Raw genomic sequence first — 19,951 nt, forward strand, 5'->3', positions numbered from 1 at the left:
CCAGAACACCACATAAACAACTCTAAAGCGGACAAATTGCCCCGCAGCGGAATATCGCGTCGAGCGCCCCGGTCCGGCCCCGGTAGCCTGGTGGGGTGATTGACCTTCGCCTGCTCCGTGAGGACCCCGACCGTGTGCGCGCGTCCCAGCGCGCCCGTGGAGAGGACGTCGAGCTCGTCGACGCACTCCTCTCCGCCGACGAGCGGCGCAGGACCTCCAGCGTCCGCTTCGACGAGCTGCGTGCCGAGCAGAAGTCGCTCGGCAAGCTCATCCCCAAGGCCACCGGCGACGAGAAGGCCGAGCTGCTGAAGAAGGCCGGCGAGCTCTCCGCCGCCGTCAAGGCCGCCGACGCCGCCCAGGACGAGGCCAAGGAAGAGACCCAGGCGCTGCTCCTGAAGCTGGGCAACCTCGTCCACCCCGACGTCCCCGTCGGCGGCGAGGAGGACTTCACGGTCCTGGAGACGCACGGCACGATCCGCGACTTCGGCGCCGAGGGCTTCGAGCCCAAGGACCACCTGGAGATCGGCGAACTGCTCGGCGCGATCGACGTCGAGCGCGGCGCCAAGGTGTCCGGCTCGCGCTTCTACTACCTGACGGGCGTCGGCGCGCTGCTGGAGCTCGCGCTGGTCAACGCCGCCATCGCGCAGGCCACCGAGGCCGGCTTCGTACCGATGCTGACCCCGGCGCTGGTCCGCCCGCGCGCCATGGAGGGCACCGGCTTCCTCGGCCAGGCCGCGGAGAACGTGTACCACCTGGAGAAGGACGACTACTACCTGGTCGGCACCTCCGAGGTCCCGCTCGCCGCGTACCACATGGACGAGATCGTCGACGCGGCCAAGCTGCCGCTGCGCTACGCCGGCTTCTCGCCGTGCTTCCGCCGCGAGGCCGGCACGTACGGCAAGGACACCCGCGGCATCTTCCGGGTGCACCAGTTCGACAAGGTCGAGATGTTCTCGTACGTCGCGCCGGACGACGCGGAGAACGAGCACAAGCGGCTCCTGGACTGGGAGAAGCAGTGGCTGACCGGCCTGGAGCTGCCCTTCCAGGTGATCGACGTCGCCACGGGTGACCTGGGCTCCTCCGCCTCCCGCAAGTTCGACTGCGAGGCGTGGATCCCGACCCAGGGCAAGTACCGCGAGCTGACCTCGGCGTCGAACTGCGACGAGTTCCAGGCGCGCCGGCTGTCCGTCCGGATGCGCGACACCGTCGACGGCAAGCAGAAGGTGCAGCCGCTGGCCACGCTGAACGGCACGCTCTGCGCCGTACCGCGCACGATCGTGGCGATCTTCGAGAACCACCAGCTCGCGGACGGCTCGGTGCGCGTCCCCGAGATGCTGCGTCCGTACCTGGGCGGCCGGGAGATCCTGGAGCCCGTCGCCAAGTGACCCTGCCCGCCCCCTCCTTCCCGTACAAGCTCGTCGCGACGGACCTCGACGGCACGCTGCTGCGTCCCGACGACACCGTCTCGGCGCGCACCCGCGAGGCGCTCGCCGCGGTCACCGCGGCGGGCGCGGCGCACATCGTCGTCACCGGCCGCGCGGTGCCCTGGACCCGGCACATCCTGGCCGACCTGGACTACCGGGGCCTCGCGGTGTGCGGGCAGGGGGCGCAGGTCTACCACGCGGGCGAGAACCGGCTGCTGACGTCGGTGACGCTGGACCGCCAACTGGCCGGGCTGGCGGTCGCCAAGATCGAGGCGGAGGTCGGCCCGCTGTACCTGGCGGCGAGCCGGGACGGGCTGGACGGCGCCGTCGTAGTCGCGCCGGGCTACCGGGTCCACGAGGGCCCGCTGCCGAACGTCATGATCGACAACCTGGCCGACCTGTGGGCGGACCCGATCAACAAGGTCTACATCCAGCACCCCGAGCTCTCGGACGACGCGCTCGCGGCGACCGCCCGCGAGGTGGCCGGCGACCTGGTCGGCGTGACCATGGCGGGCCCCGGGATAGTCGAACTGCTGCCGCTCGGCCTGAGCAAGGCCACCGGCCTCTCCCTCGCGGCCCGCAGGCTGGGCGCCAAGGCCGCCGACACCATCGCCTTCGGCGACATGCCGAACGACATCCCGATGTTCGCCTGGGCCGCACACGGCGTGGCCATGGCCAACGCGCACGACGACCTGAAGGCCGTCGCCGACGAGATCACCACCTCGAACGAGGACGACGGCATCGCGGCGGTACTGGAGCGCTTCGTCGCCCTGTGATGCGGCGCGACTACGCCGCGTAACCGTACGCTTGTCCGGTCGTTGTACACATTGCGCGAAGGCACAGTGAGTACGTGACGACGAGAGTGCGTGAAGTTGAGGCCGGCCGGTCCTGAGAATCGGTCAATGAGTACGTGGCATCCGTGAGCAGCCTTCGCTCCTGAGCCCTGGACACGGGCAACACCCCAACCGTTCCGGTTCGAGAGAAGGCATTGTCATGCCATCGGAAACAGTCCTGCTGGAGTCGCGCACGATGCGCGACAGCGTCGTCGGACGAATAGAAGTCCTGGACAAGGTCAAGGCGTTGGTGATGCTGCCCGATGGGCTGCATGTCACTACGCGGATGGTGGCGGAGTATTTCGGGGTGGGTGAGCGCATCATCCACAGCGTCGTGAAGCGTCATCGCCCGGAGCTGTCGGAGAACGGCTTGCGCCTGCTGCGAGGCTCTGACCTGCAAGAGTTTGAAGTAGGCAACTTGCCTACTTCAAACAAGAGTTATCCACAGGGCCGTGCACAACTCTCTGTGTACAGCCGCCGTACGGTCCTGAACATCGCGATGCTGCTGCGGGACAGCGACGTCGCGCGCCGGGTCCGGATGTACCTGCTGGACGTCGAGGCGGCATCTCGGGAGCCCCAGCCCCGGCCGACGGTATCCACCACCAGCTCGTCCGGCTTCGTCGACCTCGGTCGGGCGCTGCAGGAGCTGGGCCCCGTGATCGGCAGAATCTCGGCCCGGCTGGACCGTGTCGATCACCGCCTGGACCACATGGACCGGCGTCTCGACGCCACCAACCACATCGTCGCGGCACTCAGCGTGCGTGTGCACAACCTCGGTGAAGAGGTACACGATCTACGCGACGACATGCGGGACGTGAAGTCGGAGCTGCGACGGCGACGCCGCTGACCTGCGAAGGTCTTTAAGCTTCAAGTTGAAGCTTAAAGACGGAGCAGTTATCCACAGGGTAGCTGCGCCGGTGCACGGGGTGTCCGCCAGACATCTCGTGCACCGTCCACGGCGACCACTTGTAGGATGACCGGGCAACCGATCGCCCCAGAGGTACCAGGCCACGAGAGGCAACGCATGACCCTGCAGGCCGCAGGACGGCAGTCGCTCGTGGACATCGTCGTCGACACGCTCCGCGCGCAGCTGAGCGCCGGGGAGTGGAAGGTCGGCGACCGCATTCCCACGGAGCACGCCCTCGCCGAGCAACTGCAGGTGGGGCGGAACACCGTGCGCGAGGCCGTACGCGTACTCGTGCACGCCGGGATGCTGCGGTCGCGCCAGGGCGAGGGCACCTTCGTTGTCTCGGCCGCCGACCCGGCCGCGGTCATGCGCGGGGTGCAGCGGTCCGGCGTACGGGACGTCCTCGAAGTACGGATCGCGCTGGAGGCGGAGGCCGCCCGGCTCGCGGCCCTGCGGCACGAGCCGGCGGACCTGGACCGGATGCAGGCCGCGCTGGACGCACAGCGGGAGCTGGAGGACGCCGCGGGCCAACCCGTGGCCGACAGCCTGGAGTTGTACGCCGACCACGACGTCGCGTTCCACCGAGCCGTCGTCGCCGCCGCGCACAACGCCGCGCTGAGCGCCACGTACGAATGGTTCAGCAGTTCCGTGCGCGAGGCGCTCGTCTCGGGGCTCGGCGACCGGGACATGCCGCAGATCCTGCACGGCGATCACCGCGCCGTCCTGGAGGCGATCGCCTCGGGCGACCCGGACGCCGCGGAGGCGGCCGCCCGCACGCTGCTGGACCGGCCGAAGCGTGCGGTGGAGGCACTGCTCGCCGACGGCTGAGGACAGTGCATGCGACCTGTGGATAACTCCCGGTTGAAACATTCACGTTGAATGTTTCGCAGGTCAGAGCCACAGAGCAGCCCTACGCGCATCCCGCCCTTCCACCGACAGGAGATTCACCCACCCATGCCCGCCCCCAGCCCCGATGCCCCGCCGACCGACGCCACCACGTTGCGCAGCGAGGTACCTCTGATCGACGCCGAAGAAGACCTCGCCCCCGCACCCCCGCTCGCCGCCGCCCGGCGCCGGCTGCGTACGCATCCCGCGTTGCTGCTCCTCGGCATCGTGCTCGCGTCCCTCAATATGCGGGCCGCGCTCGCGGGCGTATCGCCGCTGCTCGGCGAGATCGGCGAGCACTTCGGGCTGAACGCGACCGCCGGCAGCCTGGTGACCGTGATCCCGCTGGTCTTCATGGGACTCGGCTCCTACGTGGCGCCGAAGCTGGCCGGGCGCTGGGGTACCGAGACCGTCCTGTTCAGCGCACTGGTACTGCTCTGCGCCGGCATCGTCGTCCGGGTCGCGCCGCCGCTGGTGGCGCTGTTCGCGGGCTGTGCGCTGGTCGGCGGGTCCATAGCCCTGCTCAACGTGCTGATGCCCGGCCTGATCAAGCGGGACTTCCCCGACCGGGCCGCACCCATGACCGCGCTGTACTCGACGGCGATGATCCTCGGCGCAACCGTTTCGGCGGCCACCTCCGTGCCCCTGGAGAACGCGCTCGGCAGCTGGCAGGGCTCGCTGGTCTCCTGGGGGCTGCTCGCCGCGGTGGCCGCGCTCGTCTGGATCCCGCAGGTGGTCATCGCGCGGCGCGGTGCGCGGCACGGGCAGGCCGCCGCGGCCCCGAAGCCCGCCGCCGGGACCGGCCCGAAGCTCGGCCGCTCGCCGCTGGCCTGGCAGGTGACGCTCTTCATGGGGTCGCAGTCGCTGATCGCGTACGTGGCGATCGCCTGGCTGCCGACGGTCCTCACCGACCACGGGATGGACAAGGCCCGGGCCGGGCTGGTCTTCGCGTTCAGCACGCTGGTGCAGATGGCCGGTTCGTTCGTGGTGCCGGTACTGGCCGGGCGGATGCGGCGGCAGCGGCTGCTGGCGGCGTGCGTCGCGCTGCTGATGGCGCTCGCCTGCACGGGTCTGCTCGTCGCCCCGGTGGCCGGGGCGTGGGTGTGGGCCGCGCTGCTCGGCGTCGGGCAGGGCGGGGCGCTGGGCCTCGCGCTGACGATGATGGTGCTGCGGGCCGGCGATCCGCACACCGCCGCACGACTGTCCGGCATGGCGCAGACGTGGGGCTATCTGCTGGCCGCCGTCGGCCCGTTGGCGCTGGGCGCGGTGCACCAGGCGACGGGCGGCTGGACGCTGCCGCTCGCGCTGCTGCTCGTGGTCTGCGCCGCGCTGGTACTGCTGGGGCTCGGTGCCGGGCGGGACCGCCGCATCGGCGCCTGAGCTTCCGTACGCCCGTCCTGGTGCGTATTGCCGCGTTCCTGCTCCAGCGCGCGCAGCGTCGCCCCGTACACCGCGCGCGCCAGGCGGGCGCCCCAGAGGGAGCGCGGCCCGGCGAAGTCCTCGGCGGGCTCCCCCGGTGCCGGTACGCGCGCGGCGACGCACACCGCGTCCGTGGGCGTGCCCGAAGCGTCCAGGCCGTGGTGGAGGAGGGCCTGGACCTTCGCCTCGGTCGCCGTCATCACGGAGTTGACCAACGCGGCGTCGCTGAGCGCCACGGGCAGCGTGACGAGGATGTTGATCGTGCCGGGGTGGTACGCGGATGCCGCGGCGTCCGATGGCGCGGCGTCCGGCGCCACGGCGTCCGGTGCCGCGGCGTCCAGTGCCGCGGCCCAGCCGTGCACGCCTGTTCCCGCCGTGACGAGCGCCTGTGCGCCCCCGTCGTACGCCGACGAGCGGGTGCGCAGGATGTCCGCGGCCGTCATCATGCCGACGCCAGGCCCCGTCGCCCCGGAAGCGGCGGCGATCTCCGCGAGGTGTGCCTGTGGGTCGCGGCGCGTATAGCCGTGCGCGACCTGGGCGTTGAGTACCCAGGAGCGGTCGCCGAGGCCGCCGCCGAGCACCGCGCTGGAGATCATCCGGTGGCCCGGGCCCGGGCGCCACAAGAGGGCGGGGAGGCTCTGGCCGTCCGTGGTGTCGAGGTGCCGCACGGTGCGCACCGGGAGCGGCGGTATGGGCGGGGTCACCCACGTCACCCTACGGTCTGGCCTACCGTGCCCTCATGAGCGATGTGCACGATACGCAGCACTCCGGTGGTCGGCGCCGCGCACGCCTCACTCGGAGGGCGCGGCTTCTCCTGACCGGGTGCGCCGTCCTCGTCGTCGGCGTCGTCCTCCTCCTGGTGCTCCTGCCCGGGGACGAGCGGCCGGCGCGGGCGGAGAAGCTCACCCTCCCGGAGGGCCGGCGGGCCTCCCAGGCGTACGCGGCCGTCGACAAGGCGCTCCACGTCGCCGCGGGGACCACCGAGAAGGCCGCCAGGAAGGCCGCCACGGCCCGGAACCCGGCGAAGCGGCTGCGCCTGCCGGCCGAGGCGAAGGGCAACCCCGAGGGGTACCTCTATCCGGCGACGTATCCGGTCGACGAGGACACCACCCCGGCAGGCCTGCTGTCCTTCATGGTGAACACCGCGCGCCAGAAGTACGCGGCGGACGGCCTGCCGCCGTCGGCGCGCCCCGGGGGCCTGAGCGCGTACGAGACGGTCGTGGTGGCCTCCGTCGTACAGGCCGAGGCGGACACCCCGCAGGACATGGGCAAGGTCGCCCGGGTCATCCGCAACCGGCTCGCCAAGGGAATGCCGCTCCAGATGGACTCGACCCTCAACTACGGGCTGGGCCGGTCCACTCTGCGCACCAGCCACGCGGACACCCGTACGGACAGCCCGTACAACACCTACCGGCACGAGGGGCTGCCGCCGACGCCGATCGGCAATCCGGGGCAGGACGCGACGCGGGCCGCGATCTCGCCCCCGAAGGGCGACTGGCTGTACTTCGTCACGGTGCGGCCCGGCGACACCCGCTTCACCGCCGACTACGAGGAACACCGCAAGAACGTCCGGGAGTTCAACGCGCGGCAAGAGAAGAGCGGCTAGCCGGTGCCCTACGGGTGCCCACGCCGTCGCCCCTCCTGGTGCTTGCTCCGCCGCTCCTACTGGTGCCTACTCCTCCCCGGCCAGCGTCAGCGACTTGAGCCGGCGGGCCGCGTACCAGGTCGCCGCGCCGGTGACCACGACGAGCAGCACGACGGCGGGCACGAGGCCCACGTCCGAGGTGACCGCGCCCTCGGCACCGGCCTTCTGGGCGAGCGCGAGTGCCCACTGCTGGACGCTGAGGGTGCGCGCCCCGGGGACGAGGCTGCCGAAGACCGCCTCCCAGACCAGCGCGTAGACCAGCCCGATGACGACGGCGTGCCTGGTGACCGTGGCGAGGAAAAGGAAGAGGGCGCTGTAGGCGACGGAGGCCACCGCCGCGGCGAGCGCGTAGGCGACCGCGAGCTGCTGGCTGTTGCCGTTCAGTACGAAGCCCGCGATCAGTACGGGCACGGCGGAGAAGACGACGCTCACGCCGATCGCGACGAGCAGCTTGGTGACGATGACCGTCGACCGCCGTACGGGCTTGGCCAGGAGGTACACCACCGAGCCGTCGTCGATCTCCGGGCCGATCGCGCCCGTACCGGCGATCACGCCGATCAGCGGCACCATCGTGGCCAGCGCGAAGCTGCCCAGGACGGTGTTGGCCGTGGTGTCGTCGGCGCCGGTCAGCGCCCGTACGGCGACGGCGATGACGAGCAGCAGGACGGGCAGCGCGAAGAGGATGGCGGCGCGGCGACGGCCGAGCAGCGCCCGGTAGGTCAGCCGGGCGACGGTGGGGTGGACGAGCGATGACATCGCGTCAGGGCTCCTTTCAGGTCGTATGCGACCGCTTCGGTACGGCTTCAGGCCGCTACGAGATAGGAGAAGACCGATTCCAGCGACTCGTCCGAAGGCGAGACGGCGAGGAGCCGGATGCCGTGGTCGCGGGCGACGCGCGGCAACAGGGTGGTGAAGCGGCCGAAGTCGACGGCCTGGATACGCAGCGCGCCCTCTTCGAGGTCGACCTCGATGCCGGACGTCGAGGTGTCGGCGATCAGCGCGGCGGCCAGCGCCCGGTCGTCGTCGGACCGTACGAGGTAACGGTGCGGCCGGTCCGTCATCAGCCGGCGGATCCGGCGGAAGTCACCGGAGGCGGCGTGCCGGCCGGCCACGATGACCTCGATGTGGGACGCCAGCTGCTCGACCTCTTCGAGGATGTGCGAGGAGAACAGCACGGTGCGGCCCTCGTCGCCCATCCGCCGCAGCAGCTCCATCAGCTGCATGCGCTGGCGCGGGTCCATGCCGTTGAACGGCTCGTCGAGCAGCAGCACGGACGGCTCGTGCACCAGCGCCGACGCCATCTTCACGCGCTGCCGCATGCCCTTGCTGTACGTGGAGATGCGGCGGTCCTGCGCGTGCTCCATGTCGACGGTGGCCAGCGCGCGGGCCGCCTCCTTGCGGCCCAGGCCGTGCAGTTCGGCGTTGGCGAGCACGAAGTCGCGCCCCGTGAGGAAGTCGTACATCGCCTCGCGCTCCGGCACGATGCCGATGTCGCGGTAGATGGACTCGTTGCGCCAGACGGTGCGGTCGTCGAGCGTGACGGTGCCGCTCGAGGGCGCCAGGAAGCCGCCCATCATGTTGAGCAGCGTCGACTTGCCCGCCCCGTTGGGGCCGAGCAGGCCGGTCACGCCGGGGGCGATGGTCATCGTGATGTCGTTCACGGCGACGACGTTTCCGAACCAGCGTGAGACGCGGTCGATATGGAGCGTGGTCACAGTCCGGCCTTTCGGTAGCGGCGCATCAGCAGGGCGAGCGAGCCGGCGATGAGGCCCAGCACGACGAGGAGGTACACGAACCCCGCGCCCGTGGACGGGCCGATCCCATTGGGGGCCGCGGAGGTCGCGCCCAGGAAGGCGCTCTGCACGCCGTCGATGAGGGTGATCGGCGAGAACAGCCCCAGCCAGCCGATGACATCGATGTTCCCCTGGGCGAAGGCGATGCCCTCAATGGCGCTGACAGCGGCGTACGGGATGGTCAGTACGGCGATGACGGCGGCGACACCGAAGCCGCGGCGCGGCGTGAGCGCGGCGATGACCAGCCCGATCGCAGCGAAGAGCAGCGAGAGCAGGGCAACCGACACCAGGCCCTGGGCGAACCCCTTCGTCTGCTCGGCGAAGTCGAGTTTGGCCAGCAGCGCGCCCACGTACAGGATCAGCAGTGGCACGGCGGTGAGGAGGAACAGCGCGCCGCTCATCGCGGCGTACTTGGCCGCCACGTAGTCGCCGCGTTCGATCGGCCGCGAGAAGTACAGCGGCACGGTCTTGAAGCGCAGGTCGCGGGAGACGGACTGGGGTGCCTGCGCGGCCAGGAAGAGGCCGATGACCGCCTGCAGGTAGACCGCGTAACGGGTGTAGTCCAGCGGCAGGGCGTGCGCCTTGGTGAAGACCGTGACCGCCACGAGGATCGCGGCCGGTACGCACATCACCGCCAGCAGGATCATCGGCAGCACCTTCGTGCGCGCCGAGCGGCCCAGCCCGTAGGCGCCGCGCAGGCTCTGGGAGAAGAGCGAGCGGCGGGCGTACGCGCGGCCCAGCCGGGCGCCGTCGTAGTGGCGGTACCCGATGTTGTGGATCGAGGCGGCGGGGCCCGGGCCGCCCGTGGGCGCGGTGGTGGACTCAGGCATCGGGGGCTCCTGCGGGGGCTGCTTCGGGGGCTGCGGTGCGCGCGGTGGCGTCCGTACGGGCCGGGGCGGCGGCGTGGCCGCTCTCGCGACCGCTCACCTGGTCGCTCTCGTGGTCGCGGTCGCGGAAGACCTCCGCGATGCGGTGTCGGCGCTGTTCCATGCGGACCAGGCCGAGGCCGAGCTCCGCGACGGTGTCCCGTACCAGGTCGTACGTCTCCTCGCCGGCGGCCTCGATGTACAGCAGGCGGCCGGTCGCGGCCGGGTGCCCTTCTCCGGGGCCGGCCGCGGGGGCGGCCACCGCGCCGGCGGCGGTCAGCGCCTCGCGCAGCGCGCGCAGCCCGTCCGGGTGCGCGTCGGAGTCGGTGACCTCGATGGCCAGCGAGGTGGTGGCCTGGGTGAACTCGTCCGTGGCCGAGGAGCGCAGCAGCTTGCCGCCGTCGATGACGACGACGTGGTCGCAGGTGCGCTCCAGCTCCCCGAGGAGGTGCGAGGTGACCAGTACGGAGATGCCGAAGTCGCGGTGGACGCGGCGGATCAGGCCGAGCATCTCGTCGCGCCCCGCCGGGTCCAGGCCGTTGGTGGGCTCGTCCAGGAAGACCAGCTGGGGGTCGTGGACGAGCGCCTGGGCCAGCTTGACGCGCTGCTTCATGCCCGTGGAGTAGCCCCCGATGGGGCGGTAGCGCTCTTCGTAGAGGCCGACGTGGCGCAGGGTGTCGGCGGTCCGCTCCCGGGCGGCGGTCGGCGGCAGTCCGGACATCCGCGCCATGTGGACGACGAACTCGGTCGCCGAGACGTCCGGCGGCAGGCAGTCGTGCTCGGGCATGTAGCCGACCCGCTCGCGGATGGCGCCGCCTTCGGTGGCCACGTCCAGGCCGAGGACCGCGGCGGTGCCTTCGCTGGCGGGCGACAGGCCCAGCAGGATCTTGATCAGGGTGGACTTTCCGGCGCCGTTGGCACCCACCAGGCCGGTCACGCCGGGGGCGATGTCAACGGAGAGCCGGTCCAGTGCGGTCACCCGCGGGAACCGCTTGCTGAGGCTTTCGGTCGCGATCACAGTCACGCGTTCGACGCTAGTGGTGGGCGCCACATCAGACGTCACCCCAGACGGCTGGATGTTCGTCCGACTCCAGGCGTAGCGCCCCGTAGGGGGTCGTACGGGGGTCTGAGGGCTTCAGCGGGAAGTTTTCCACAGCCGACGACAGGCTCTTGACGCAGCCGCCGACCATTGTCACATTCATCAGTGTCAAGTTACGCGCACGTACCGCGACGGAACGGTTGGCGATGACCACAGCAGCGAGGGTGACGACAGCAGCGGGCAGCAGCCTGGCCGCTGAGCTCGGCGGGTTCAGGGAGGTCCAGCGGCTGGCGTATGCCTGCGCCGAGGCGGTGGCCGCGCAGCTCAAGCCGGGGGTGACCGAGCGCGAGGCGGCCCGCATGCAGCGCCACTGGCTGCGCGAGCGGGGCGTCACGGACTGGTTCCACCTGCCCTTCGCCTGGTTCGGCGACCGCACGGCCTTCGCGAACTTCCGCGTCCCGCTGCAGTTCTTCCCCACGAACCGGGTGCTGGAGCCGGGCATGCCGTTCATCCTCGACATGGCCCCGGTGTACAACGGCTACACCGCGGACATCGGATACTCCGGCTGCCTGGGCCTGAGCCCGCTGCACGACCGGCTGCTGGCCGACCTGGAGGCGCACCGCGAGCTGATCCTGCGCGAGGTGCGCGAGCGCCGGCCGCTGCGCGAGATATACGAGGACGTCGAGCGCCTCATGGTCCGCCAGGGGTATGCGAACAGGCACCGCGCCTACCCCTTCGGCGTGATCGCCCACAAGGTCGACCGCGTACGCGAACGCCGCTGGTCGCCCACGCTGTTCGGCTTCGGCACCCAGTCGCTCAAGGGCCTGGCGTCCGACGCGCTGCACGGTCACCGCGAGGGCTGGTCCCCGCTGTGGAGCCCGTACCGCTTCTCCGACCATCCGCCGCAGCCCGGGCTGTGGGCGGTCGAACCGCACCTCGGTTTCCGGGGCACCGGCGCGAAGTTCGAGGAGATCCTGGTCGTCACCGACTCCCAGGACCCCGAGGAGAGCGCCTTCTGGCTGGACGACGATCTGCCGCATGTGCGGCGCTGGCAGGAGGAGAAGGCGGCGTGAGCAGGGCACGTGGTGAGAGCGGGGAAGCGATCGTGAGCACGGGACTCGAGGGCGCGCGGGAGCGCCGGGTCCGCACGGGCGGCGTGGAGCTGTGCGTGGCGGAGCTGGGCGATCCGTCCCGGCCCACGGTGATGCTGGTGCACGGCTATCCGGACAGCAAGGAGGTCTGGTCGCGGGTCGCGCCGCTGCTGGCCGAGCGCTTCCATGTGGTGCTGTACGACGTCCGGGGCTGCGGCCGGTCCACGGCGCCGCAGCCGCTGCGCGGCGGGTACACCCTGGAGAAGCTGACCGACGACTTCCTGGCGGTGGCCGACGCCGTCAGCCCGGACCGGCCGGTCCACCTGGTGGGGCACGACTGGGGTTCGGTGCAGTCCTGGGAGTTCGCGACGGTCGAGCGCACCCAGGGCCGGATCGCGTCCTTCACCTCGATGTCCGGCCCGTCCCTGGACCACTTCGGGCACTGGATCAAGAAGCGGATGGCCCGGCCCACCCCGCGCCGCGCCGCCCAGCTGCTGAACCAGGGCGCCAAGTCCTGGTACGTCTACATGCTGCACACCCCGGTGCTGCCCGAGCTGGCCTGGAAGGGCCCGCTGGGCAAGCGCTGGCCGAAGATCCTGGAGCGCGTCGAGAAGGTACCGGCCGGGGACTACCCGACCGCGTCCCTGCCCACCGACGCCGCGCACGGCGCCTGGTTGTACCGGGACAACGTCCGGTCCCGGCTGCGCCGCCCGCGCCCGGACGCGTTCGCGCACTGCCCGGTCCAGCTCATCACCCCGACCGGTGACGCCTTCCTGTCGGAGCGGCTGTACGACGAGCTGGAGCAGTGGGTGCCGCAGCTCACCCGCCGCACGCTGCCCGCCAAGCACTGGGTGCCGCGGACCCGCCCGGACCAGCTGGCCGGCTGGATCGAGGAGTTCGTCACCGCCAAGGAGGAGGGCGATCCGGCCAAGGAGGCAGCGCCGCGCGGGCGGTACGCGGACCGGTTCGGCGGCAGTCTGGTGCTGGTGACCGGCGCGGCGAGCGGCATCGGGCGGGCCACGGCGTTCGCGTTCGCCGAGGCCGGCGCGCGGGTGGTCGCGGTGGACCGGGACGCCGAGGGCGCGGCCCGTACGGCGGACCTCGCGCGGCTGATCGGGGCCGGCGCCGCCTGGTCGGAGGCGGTGGACGTCAGCGACGAGGCGGCGATGGAGAAGCTCGCCGAGAAGGTCGCCGCCGAATACGGCACGGTCGACGTCCTGGTGAACAACGCGGGCATCGGCCTGTCCGGCTCGTTCCTGGAGACCACCTCCGAGGACTGGAAGAAGGTCCTGGACGTCAACCTCTGGGGTGTCATCCACGGCTGCCGGATATTCGGCAGGCAGATGGCCGAGCGCGGCCAGGGCGGCCACATCGTCAACACCGCCTCGGCCGCCGCGTTCCAGCCCTCCAGGACGCTGTCCGCGTACAGCACGTCCAAGGCGGCGGTGCTGATGCTCAGCGAGTGCCTGCGCGCCGAGCTGGCCGGGCAGGGCATCGGCGTCAGCGCCATCTGCCCCGGCCTGGTGAACACCAACATCACCAGCGCCTCGCACGTCGCCGGGGTCTCGGCCGAGGAGGAGCAGCGCCGCCAGTCCAAGGCCGCGCGCCTCTACGGCCTGCGCAACTACCCACCGGAGAAGGTCGCCGACGCCATCCTGCGCGCGGTGGTCCGCAACCAGGCGGTCGTTCCGGTCACCCCCGAGGCGCGCGGCTCCCGCGCCCTGTCCCGCTTCGCGCCGCGCGCCCTGCGCGCGATAGCCCGGATCGAGCCGCTGTAGGAAGCGTCGCGACGGGTCGGACGGGTCCGATGCCGGGGTGGCGCGAGTCGGCCGGGACGTTACCGCGCCGCTGCACGCGGTCGTACCATCCCTCGCAGGAAGGGTCGCTGCGCAGGGCCGCCCGGTACCTCGCGTACTCCCCGGCCGCCCGGGCGGCGCGGGCACGGTGGGCGCGCGGCCATCTCGTGAGGAGCACCGCATTGACCGAGCAGCACAGCCCCCCGGCCGAGTACCGCATCGAGGAGCTGGCGCACCGGAGCGGCACCACGGTCCGTACGATCCGCGCGTACCAGGACCGTGGGCTGCTGCCCAAGCCGGAGCGCCGGGGCCGGGCGAACGTCTACGCCGACGCGCATCTCGCCCGGCTGCGGCAGATCTCCGACCTGCTGGACCGCGGGTACACCCTGGCCAGCATCAAGGACCTGCTGGAGGCGTGGGACGCGGGGCGGGGGCTGAGCGGGGTGCTGGGCCTGGTCGCCGAGATCGACGGGCCCTGGACGGACGAGGAGAGCGGCCGGATCTCCCGCGAGGAGCTGGACGCGGCCTTCGGCGGCAGCCCCGACGAGGCGGCGGTGGCCGACGCGGTGGAGCTGGGGGTGCTGGAGCCGGTGCCGGGCAGTCCGGAGGAGTTCCTGGTGCCCAGCCCGCAGGAGCTCGCGGTCGCGGCCGAGCTGCACGCCGCCGGCGTGCCACTGCCCGCCATCTCCGGGCACCTGAGGGAGTTGCGGGTGCAGGTGGAGCACATAGCCTCCCGTTTCCTGGACTTCACCACCGAGCACGTCTTCCAGCAGTACTTCGACCACCCGCCGAGCGACGCCGAGGCGGAGGAGGCGGCGGGACTGGTCCGCCGGCTGCGGCCACTGGCCCAGCAGACCGTGGACGCCGAACTGGCCCGGGCCATGCGGTCCTTGGCGAGCCGCTATCTGCGCCATCAGCTGCACAGCGAGGCCCCGGAGCGGCAGGCCGCCACCGAGCAGGTACCGCTGCCGGCCGCCACGGTGCGGTCCGTCCGTGACCTCGTCGGCCCGGCGGGCGTCGCGGCCTTCGTCGCCGCGGCCACCGACCGCGAGGTGAGCGCCCGCCGGATGGATGCCATGGTCACGCACGCCGGCGGGTCGGGACCGGGCACGGCCGGCGAGGACACGGGCGCGGGCGCGGGGGCCTAGGGAATGTCCGGTTTCGGCGTGGGCGCGTAGAGCCCGGTCCCGGCGGCGTTGAGCCGGTTTCGGCGTGGGCGCGTAGAGCCCTGCTTCAGAGCCGTGTGGGCCCGGCCGGTGCGATCATCGCCCCATGGACCGTCCGCATCTGCCCAGTACCGAAGCCGTCGTCGGCGCCATTCGTGAGGCCGCTCGTGCGCATGGCCGCGACATCGAAGTGACCCACGACATCGGGGCGGACCGCTCAGGCCGCCGGCTGTCCGCCGGTGCGTTCGCCGTCGCCGACCCGGACGGCTCGCTGCCGCACGAGGCGTACGTCGAACTGTCCGGTGGGGCACCGCACATCGCGGTCGAAGTGTTCTCGGAGGACGACGCCACCGTCACCGTCGAGGGCATCCCCTTCCAGGATCTGCCCCGCGACGCCGTCCCGGCCTTTCTGCACGCCGTGCTGGGCGACCTCGCCCACGTCAAGGGCCGCTTCTTTCCGCCCGGTTGGTGGCTGGTGGTGCCGCTCCCCGGCGACGAGACGTACAAGGAACTGGTCACCGGGCCCGGCCTGACACCGTGGCTCAGCTCGCGCGTGCGGTGAGGGCACCGTCCGGATGAGAGGGACCGTCCGGACGAGAGGGACCGTCCGTTTCACGTGAAACACCCGCTGTGCCGTCGACTGCCCCGACGCGAAGGCCCTTACAGCCCCGGCGCTCCCCACACCGGGAACCAGCGGCTCAGGTCCTTCTCCACGGTCAGGTCGTCACCGAGCAGGGACCGTACTTGGAGTTCGAGCGGGTTGTCGCGCTTCTCACCGGAGCCGGAGAGCGGCGCGAAGGGATAGAACGTGCCGCGCTTGTAGAGGTAGACCAGGGCGAGCGAGCGGTCCCGCTCGTCCCGGAAGCCGATCAGCGAACAGAGCAGCTGCGGCCCGAAGCCCTCGTCCTGGAGCGCGGTGTTGACCGCGTGCAGGTCGTTGACCAGGCCCGCCGTGTCCTCGGCGGCGTGCCGGGCGAGCATCCAGGTATAGCCGTACTGGTCCTGGCTGAACTCCACCGGCGGGCCGAGCAGCGCCCGTACGTCGGCCTGGATGCGGGCGAACGCCCCGCCCTCGACGCTCGCGAAGCAGACCGACCCCCGGCCGGTCGGCGTGAACCCGGTCGCGGCCTGCAGGGTGATCGCGGCGGACGGCAGCGCGAAGAGCTGGTCGAGGTCGGGGCGCACCGCCTTGCTGCGGCCGAGGATCACGTCCAGAAAACCCATCGAATGGCTCCCAAGGGCGGAGGGGCAGGAGGGGACTCATTGCCGCGCCCGGGCCAATGCCGCGCCCGGGCCAGTGCCGCACCCGGGCCAGTGCCGCGCCCGGGACGGTGCCGCACCCGGGACGGTTTCCGGTCCCGTTCACGGGCGGCCCAGCTGGGCGGAGATGCGGCCGAGCTGGTCCAGGCGCTGTTCCAGCGTCGGGTGCGAGGACAGCAGCTGGACGGCGTTCTCCTTGGAGAAGGCCGGGGCGAAGTAGAACGCGTTGAACGGCTCGGCCTTGCGCAGGTCGCGGGTCGGAATCCGCGCCATCTGGCCGGTGACCTTGGTGAGCGCGGCGGCCAGCGCGGACGGCCGCCCGGTGAGCAGGGCGGCGGCCCGGTCGGCGGACAGCTCGCGGTAGCGGGACAGCAGCCGGGTGAGCAGGAAGCTGATGACGTAGACCACCGCGCTGACGGCCGTGACGATCAGAATGGCGAGGGCGGCGTTGTTGTCCCGGTTGCTGCGCCCCACGCCGCTCCAGAGCGCCGCCCGGGTGATGATCCCGGCCAGTACGCCCAGGAACGAGGCGATGGTCATCACCGCCACGTCCCGGTGGGCGACGTGCGACAGCTCGTGCGCGAGCACCCCCTCCAGCTCCTCGGGCTCCAGCCGCCGCAGCAGCCCGGTGGTGGCACAGACCAGGGAGTTCTTCTGGTTGCGCCCGGTGGCGAAGGCGTTCGGCACGTCGCTGTCGGCGATGCAGACCTTCGGCTTGGGCATGTCCGCGAGCGCGCACAGCCGGTCCACGGCGCCGTGCAGCTCGGGTGCCTGCTCGGGGGTGACCTCACGCGCGCCCATACCGAACGCCGCGATCCGGTCGCTGAACCAGAACTGCGCGATGAACAGCGCGCCCGAGATCACCAGCACGATCACCCACGCGCCCTTGAGCAGCACCACCAGCACGCCGACGACCACAACGTAGAGCAGGCCGATGAAGAACATCGTCATGACCATGCGCGAGGTCAGTCCGCGGTCCGGGGCGAATCGGGTCTGTGCCATCAGGACCTCCAGCCGGACGGTCCAGCCGACCACCCGTACGACGACGCCTCTGCCCCGATTCTCCCTCTTGATTCCCCTTTGATTCCTCTTGGCGGGGTAAAAGGGCCTTGATCATTCCCCCCGCTCCGGGTGTTCCGGCCCCCGCGCCGGCACCAGCCGGCTTCGCCCGCCGGCGCCCCTACGGCCCCTACGCCGCCAGCTGTGCCGGGGCCTCGGCCGCGATCCGCTCGAACACCGACAGGTCCGCCGCGAAGATCGTGTCATCGATCGGCCAGTGCAGGACGATCTCGTCGATGCCCAGCTCGCCGTGGCGCCCGGCGAAGTCCACGAACGCGTCGACGGAGTCCAGCGGCCGGTCCGGCGTGAAGCCGGTCAGCAGGGTCTTGGGCAGCTTCCCGGCGTCCCGGCCGGCGGCCTCGCACGCCGCGCCCAGCTTCTCGATCTGCCCGGCGATCGCGGCGTGCGACTGCTCGGGCGTCCCGGCGGCGGACACCTTCGGGTCGCCCGTGGTGACCCACGCCTGGCCGTACCGCGCCGCCAGCCGCAGCCCGCGCGGCCCGGTGGCCGCCACCGCGAACGGCAGCCGCGGCCGCTGCACGCACCCGGGAACGTTGCGTACCTCGTGCGCGCTGTAGTGCTCGCCCTCGTACGTGACCGCGTCCTCGGTGAGCAGGCGGTCCAGCAGGGCGACGAACTCGGCGAAGTGATCGGCGCGTTCACGCGGCGTCCACGGCTCCTCGCCGGCGCCGAGCAGGGCGTACGCGTCGAAGCCGTTGCCGCCCGCGCCGATGCCGAGCGTGATCCGGCCGTCGCTGATGTCGTCCAGCGAGATCAGCTCCTTGGCGAGGGTGACCGGGTGCCGGAAGTTGGGGGAGGTCACGAGGGTGCCCAGCCGCATGCGGGAGGTCGCGGCGGCGGCCGCGGTCAGCGTGGGCACGGCACCGAACCACGGCCCGTCCCGGAAGGGCACCCGCCAGGAGAGGTGGTCGTAGGTGTACGCGGCGTGGAAGCCCAGCTCCTCGGCGCGCTGCCACACCTCCCGACCACCTTCGGACCAGCGGCGGACGGGGAGGATCACGGTGCTCAGTCGCATGTCAACGAGCCTACGGTGGACGCGGACCGGAAGCGCGTAAAGCTCATGCGCGCGACCCAGCGCACGCCTGTGCGTGCATATGCGGGAAGATGGCCTCGTGACTGATGGCCCTGTGACAGACGATCCCGCCGCCGAGCCACCGCTGCCCGGCCGCCGCACCCGGCTGATCGCCACGGACCTCGACGGCACCCTGCTGCACGACGACAAGACCGTCTCGGACCGTACGATCGCCGCACTCGCCGCCGCCGAGGAGGCCGGCATCGAGGTCTTCTTCGTCACCGGCCGGCCGGCCCGCTGGATGGACGTCGTCAGCGACCACGTGCACGGACACGGCCTGGCGATCTGCGCCAACGGGGCCGCCGTCGTCGACCTGCACCGCGGCCGCCGCATCGTCGAGGTCCGCGCGCTGGAGCGGAGCGCGGCGGTCGGCGTCGTAGAGGCGCTGCGCGCCGCGGCACCGGGTACGTCGTTCGCCGTCGAGCGCACCGGCGGCATCCACTACGAGCCGCAGTACCCGCCGTTCCACCTCGACCCGGCCGCGCTGATCGCGCCCGTCGAGAAGCTGCTCGGCGAGGAGTTCGAGAAGGCCGGCCAGCCCGTACTGAAGGTCCTCGCCCACCACTCCGAGCTGGACCCGGACGCGTTCCTCGCCCTGGCCCGCGAGGCCGCCGGGCACCTCGCCTCGTTCACCCGGTCCAGCCCGACCGCGCTCCTGGAGATCAGCGGCGCGGGCGTCAGCAAGGCCGGCACGCTCGCCCGCTGCTGCGCCGAACGCGGCATCGCACCGCACGAGGTGGTGGCGTTCGGCGACATGCCGAACGACCTCGAAATGCTGACCTGGGCCGGTACGGCGTACGCCATGGCCAACGCCCATCCGGACGTACTGGCCGCGACCACCCACCGCACGGCGGCCAACAACGAGGACGGCGTCGCTCTCATCATCGAACGTTTGATCGACCAGCTACTGAAGGAACGGTCCGGCAGCTGACCCGCCCGCGCCGCACGGCCGTACTGCCGGGGCAGCGGCGCCTCACACCAATACCGCTGACCGGCCAGCACCTCACACTCGTACGCCGCGCCCCCGCAGCCAGTGGAGCGGCTCGATCGCCGCATTGGTACCGGGGCCGCGCCGCACCTCGAAGTGCAGGTGCGGCCCGGTGGAGTTCCCGGTGTTCCCGGACAGCGCGATCGGCTGCCCGGGACGCACCCGCTGCCCCGGGCGCACCAGTACCGCCGAGAGGTGCGCGTACTGCGTGTACGTGTGCGCGCCGTGCCGCACCAGCACGCTGATCCCGAACGGGCCCCCGCACTCCACCGCCGTCACCCGGCCGCGGCCCACCGACCGCACGGGCGTGCCGACCGGCACCGCGAAGTCCTGCCCCGTGTGGCGGTGCGCCCAGTGCGCACCGGCGCCGCCGAACGAGGCCGACAGCGAGTACTTCGTCACCGGCCGGGTCCACCCATGGGCGGGCGCGGCGGCGGGCGCGAGGAGCCGGGCGGCCGAGGCCACCCGGTCCGGCGGCCCGGCACAGCCGCCGGACGACCCGGCCGCCCCGGTCACCAGCCGCCACAGCCGCCCGCGCGCCCGGTCCAGGCTGCGCCCGATGCGCGCGCGCTCACCGGCCAGCCGCTGCTGCCGGGCGTCGAGGGCCTGCGTACGGCCGGCCGCCGCGGCACTCCCCGCCGCCAGCTTCCGGCTCGCGCGCAGCGCCGTACGCGCCCGGACCGCCAC

General features: G+C 71.9%; 19 protein-coding genes and 1 pseudogene. 11 read left to right on the top strand and 9 right to left on the bottom strand.

The annotated features are described in order from the left end of the window. Nucleotides 1-95: 95 nt before the first annotated feature. The 5 genes from serS (at nt 96) to ABT381_RS17765 (ending at nt 5,429) form a co-directional block, all read left to right on the top strand. Nucleotides 96-1,385, top strand: coding sequence for a serine--tRNA ligase (serS, locus tag ABT381_RS17745; RefSeq protein ID WP_351594622.1), 1,290 nt, complete (start codon nt 96-98; stop codon nt 1,383-1,385). Next, nucleotides 1,382-2,200, top strand: coding sequence for an HAD family hydrolase (locus ABT381_RS17750; RefSeq protein ID WP_351594624.1), 819 nt, complete (start codon nt 1,382-1,384; stop codon nt 2,198-2,200). Before serS ends, ABT381_RS17750 begins: the two co-directional genes overlap by 4 nt. Before the next feature lie 217 nt (nt 2,201-2,417). Continuing rightward, nucleotides 2,418-3,104 carry a hypothetical protein gene (locus tag ABT381_RS17755; RefSeq protein ID WP_351594626.1) on the top strand — a complete coding sequence of 229 codons (687 nt, stop codon included), beginning with the start codon at nt 2,418-2,420 and terminating at the stop codon, nt 3,102-3,104. Between the two features lie 177 nt (nt 3,105-3,281). Beyond that, complete coding sequence (locus ABT381_RS17760; RefSeq protein WP_351594629.1) at nt 3,282-3,992, top strand: FadR/GntR family transcriptional regulator; 711 nt, start codon at nt 3,282-3,284, stop codon at nt 3,990-3,992. Nucleotides 3,993-4,118: 126 nt separating this feature from the next. Continuing rightward, on the top strand, nt 4,119-5,429 hold the full coding sequence (locus ABT381_RS17765) for a CynX/NimT family MFS transporter (protein WP_351594632.1): 1,311 nt from the start codon (nt 4,119-4,121) through the stop codon (nt 5,427-5,429). A 23-nt stretch (nt 5,430-5,452) separates the two neighbouring features. On the opposite strand, the pseudogene ABT381_RS17770 reads toward ABT381_RS17765, so the two are convergent. After that, a pseudogene (locus ABT381_RS17770) lies at nt 5,453-6,172 on the bottom strand (adenosylcobinamide amidohydrolase); the annotation flags it as partial. Nucleotides 6,173-6,207: 35 nt separating this feature from the next. Between ABT381_RS17770 and mltG the strand changes: the two are divergent. Then, nucleotides 6,208-7,074, top strand: a complete 867-nt coding sequence (gene mltG, locus ABT381_RS17775; RefSeq protein ID WP_351594634.1) for an endolytic transglycosylase MltG — start codon at nt 6,208-6,210, stop codon at nt 7,072-7,074. 66 nt (nt 7,075-7,140) lie between these two features. On the opposite strand, the gene ABT381_RS17780 is transcribed toward mltG, so the two are convergent. Genes ABT381_RS17780 through ABT381_RS17795 form a run of 4 tightly spaced genes read right to left on the bottom strand, consistent with a single transcriptional unit; the run spans nt 7,141 to nt 10,796 of the window. Further along, a complete protein-coding gene (locus tag ABT381_RS17780) occupies nt 7,141-7,869 on the bottom strand; it encodes an ABC transporter permease (protein WP_351594637.1) in 729 nt (242 codons plus the stop codon). A gap of 47 nt (nt 7,870-7,916) precedes the next feature. Beyond that, complete coding sequence (locus ABT381_RS17785) at nt 7,917-8,828, bottom strand: ATP-binding cassette domain-containing protein (protein WP_351594640.1); 912 nt, start codon at nt 8,826-8,828, stop codon at nt 7,917-7,919. After that, a complete protein-coding gene (locus tag ABT381_RS17790) occupies nt 8,825-9,736 on the bottom strand; it encodes an ABC transporter permease (RefSeq protein ID WP_351594642.1) in 912 nt (303 codons plus the stop codon). Before ABT381_RS17790 ends, ABT381_RS17785 begins: the two co-directional genes overlap by 4 nt. Then, nucleotides 9,729-10,796 carry an ABC transporter ATP-binding protein gene (locus ABT381_RS17795; protein ID WP_351594645.1) on the bottom strand — a complete coding sequence of 356 codons (1,068 nt, stop codon included), beginning with the start codon at nt 10,794-10,796 and terminating at the stop codon, nt 9,729-9,731. Before ABT381_RS17795 ends, ABT381_RS17790 begins: the two co-directional genes overlap by 8 nt. A 221-nt stretch (nt 10,797-11,017) precedes the next feature. On the opposite strand from ABT381_RS17795, the gene ABT381_RS17800 reads away from it, so the two are divergent. From ABT381_RS17800 to ABT381_RS17815, 4 genes are all read left to right on the top strand, one after another. Continuing rightward, complete coding sequence (locus ABT381_RS17800; RefSeq protein ID WP_351594648.1) at nt 11,018-11,884, top strand: M24 family metallopeptidase; 867 nt, start codon at nt 11,018-11,020, stop codon at nt 11,882-11,884. Between the two features lie 32 nt (nt 11,885-11,916). Further along, nucleotides 11,917-13,680 (top strand): SDR family oxidoreductase, encoded by a 1,764-nt coding sequence (locus ABT381_RS17805; protein WP_467754029.1) that lies wholly within the window; start codon nt 11,917-11,919, stop codon nt 13,678-13,680. Between the two features lie 200 nt (nt 13,681-13,880). Beyond that, on the top strand, nt 13,881-14,846 hold the full coding sequence (locus ABT381_RS17810; protein WP_351594651.1) for a MerR family transcriptional regulator: 966 nt from the start codon (nt 13,881-13,883) through the stop codon (nt 14,844-14,846). A gap of 124 nt (nt 14,847-14,970) precedes the next feature. Continuing rightward, nucleotides 14,971-15,426: a hypothetical protein gene (locus ABT381_RS17815; RefSeq protein WP_351594653.1), complete on the top strand. Its 456-nt coding sequence runs from the start codon at nt 14,971-14,973 to the stop codon at nt 15,424-15,426. A gap of 98 nt (nt 15,427-15,524) precedes the next feature. Here ABT381_RS17815 and pspAB read toward each other — a convergent pair whose 3' ends face one another. The 3 genes from pspAB to ABT381_RS17830 form a co-directional block, all read right to left on the bottom strand. After that, entirely contained in the window at nt 15,525-16,088 is a 564-nt protein-coding gene (pspAB, locus tag ABT381_RS17820; RefSeq protein ID WP_351594656.1) for a PspA-associated protein PspAB, read from the bottom strand. Nucleotides 16,089-16,226: 138 nt separating this feature from the next. Beyond that, nucleotides 16,227-17,126, bottom strand: coding sequence for a zinc metalloprotease HtpX (htpX, locus tag ABT381_RS17825; RefSeq protein ID WP_351594658.1), 900 nt, complete (start codon nt 17,124-17,126; stop codon nt 16,227-16,229). 187 nt (nt 17,127-17,313) lie between these two features. Then, nucleotides 17,314-18,219: an LLM class flavin-dependent oxidoreductase gene (locus ABT381_RS17830; RefSeq protein ID WP_351594660.1), complete on the bottom strand. Its 906-nt coding sequence runs from the start codon at nt 18,217-18,219 to the stop codon at nt 17,314-17,316. A gap of 79 nt (nt 18,220-18,298) precedes the next feature. Here ABT381_RS17830 and ABT381_RS17835 point away from each other — a divergent pair, with 79 nt between their 5' ends. Further along, the gene (locus tag ABT381_RS17835) at nt 18,299-19,207 is read left to right on the top strand and encodes a Cof-type HAD-IIB family hydrolase (protein ID WP_467754025.1); all 909 of its coding nucleotides are present in this window, start codon (nt 18,299-18,301) and stop codon (nt 19,205-19,207) included. Nucleotides 19,208-19,279: 72 nt separating this feature from the next. Here the strand turns inward: ABT381_RS17835 and ABT381_RS17840 are convergent. Next, the coding region (locus tag ABT381_RS17840) for a M23 family metallopeptidase (RefSeq protein WP_351594662.1) at nt 19,280-19,951 on the bottom strand (672 nt) is incomplete at its 5' end.

The sequence above is a fragment of the Streptomyces sp. NPDC000151 genome (assembly GCF_040301705.1).
GTDB lineage: Bacteria > Actinomycetota > Actinomycetes > Streptomycetales > Streptomycetaceae > Streptomyces.

Excerpts from the sequence above, each read along its gene's own strand:
- ABT381_RS17755 (WP_351594626.1), top strand. The coding sequence starts at position 2,418 with ATGCCATCGGAAACAGTCCTGCTGGAGTCGCGCACGATGCGCGACAGC.
- ABT381_RS17760 (WP_351594629.1), top strand. The coding sequence starts at position 3,282 with ATGACCCTGCAGGCCGCAGGACGGCAGTCGCTCGTGGACATCGTCGTC.
- ABT381_RS17765 (WP_351594632.1), top strand. The coding sequence starts at position 4,119 with ATGCCCGCCCCCAGCCCCGATGCCCCGCCGACCGACGCCACCACGTTG.
- mltG (WP_351594634.1), top strand. The coding sequence starts at position 6,208 with ATGAGCGATGTGCACGATACGCAGCACTCCGGTGGTCGGCGCCGCGCA.
- ABT381_RS17780 (WP_351594637.1), bottom strand. The coding sequence starts at position 7,869 with ATGTCATCGCTCGTCCACCCCACCGTCGCCCGGCTGACCTACCGGGCG.
- ABT381_RS17790 (WP_351594642.1), bottom strand. The coding sequence starts at position 9,736 with ATGCCTGAGTCCACCACCGCGCCCACGGGCGGCCCGGGCCCCGCCGCC.
- ABT381_RS17800 (WP_351594648.1), top strand. The coding sequence starts at position 11,018 with ATGACCACAGCAGCGAGGGTGACGACAGCAGCGGGCAGCAGCCTGGCC.
- ABT381_RS17815 (WP_351594653.1), top strand. The coding sequence starts at position 14,971 with ATGGACCGTCCGCATCTGCCCAGTACCGAAGCCGTCGTCGGCGCCATT.
- pspAB (WP_351594656.1), bottom strand. The coding sequence starts at position 16,088 with ATGGGTTTTCTGGACGTGATCCTCGGCCGCAGCAAGGCGGTGCGCCCC.
- htpX (WP_351594658.1), bottom strand. The coding sequence starts at position 17,126 with ATGGCACAGACCCGATTCGCCCCGGACCGCGGACTGACCTCGCGCATG.
- ABT381_RS17830 (WP_351594660.1), bottom strand. The coding sequence starts at position 18,219 with ATGCGACTGAGCACCGTGATCCTCCCCGTCCGCCGCTGGTCCGAAGGT.
- ABT381_RS17835 (WP_467754025.1), top strand. The coding sequence starts at position 18,299 with ATGCGGGAAGATGGCCTCGTGACTGATGGCCCTGTGACAGACGATCCC.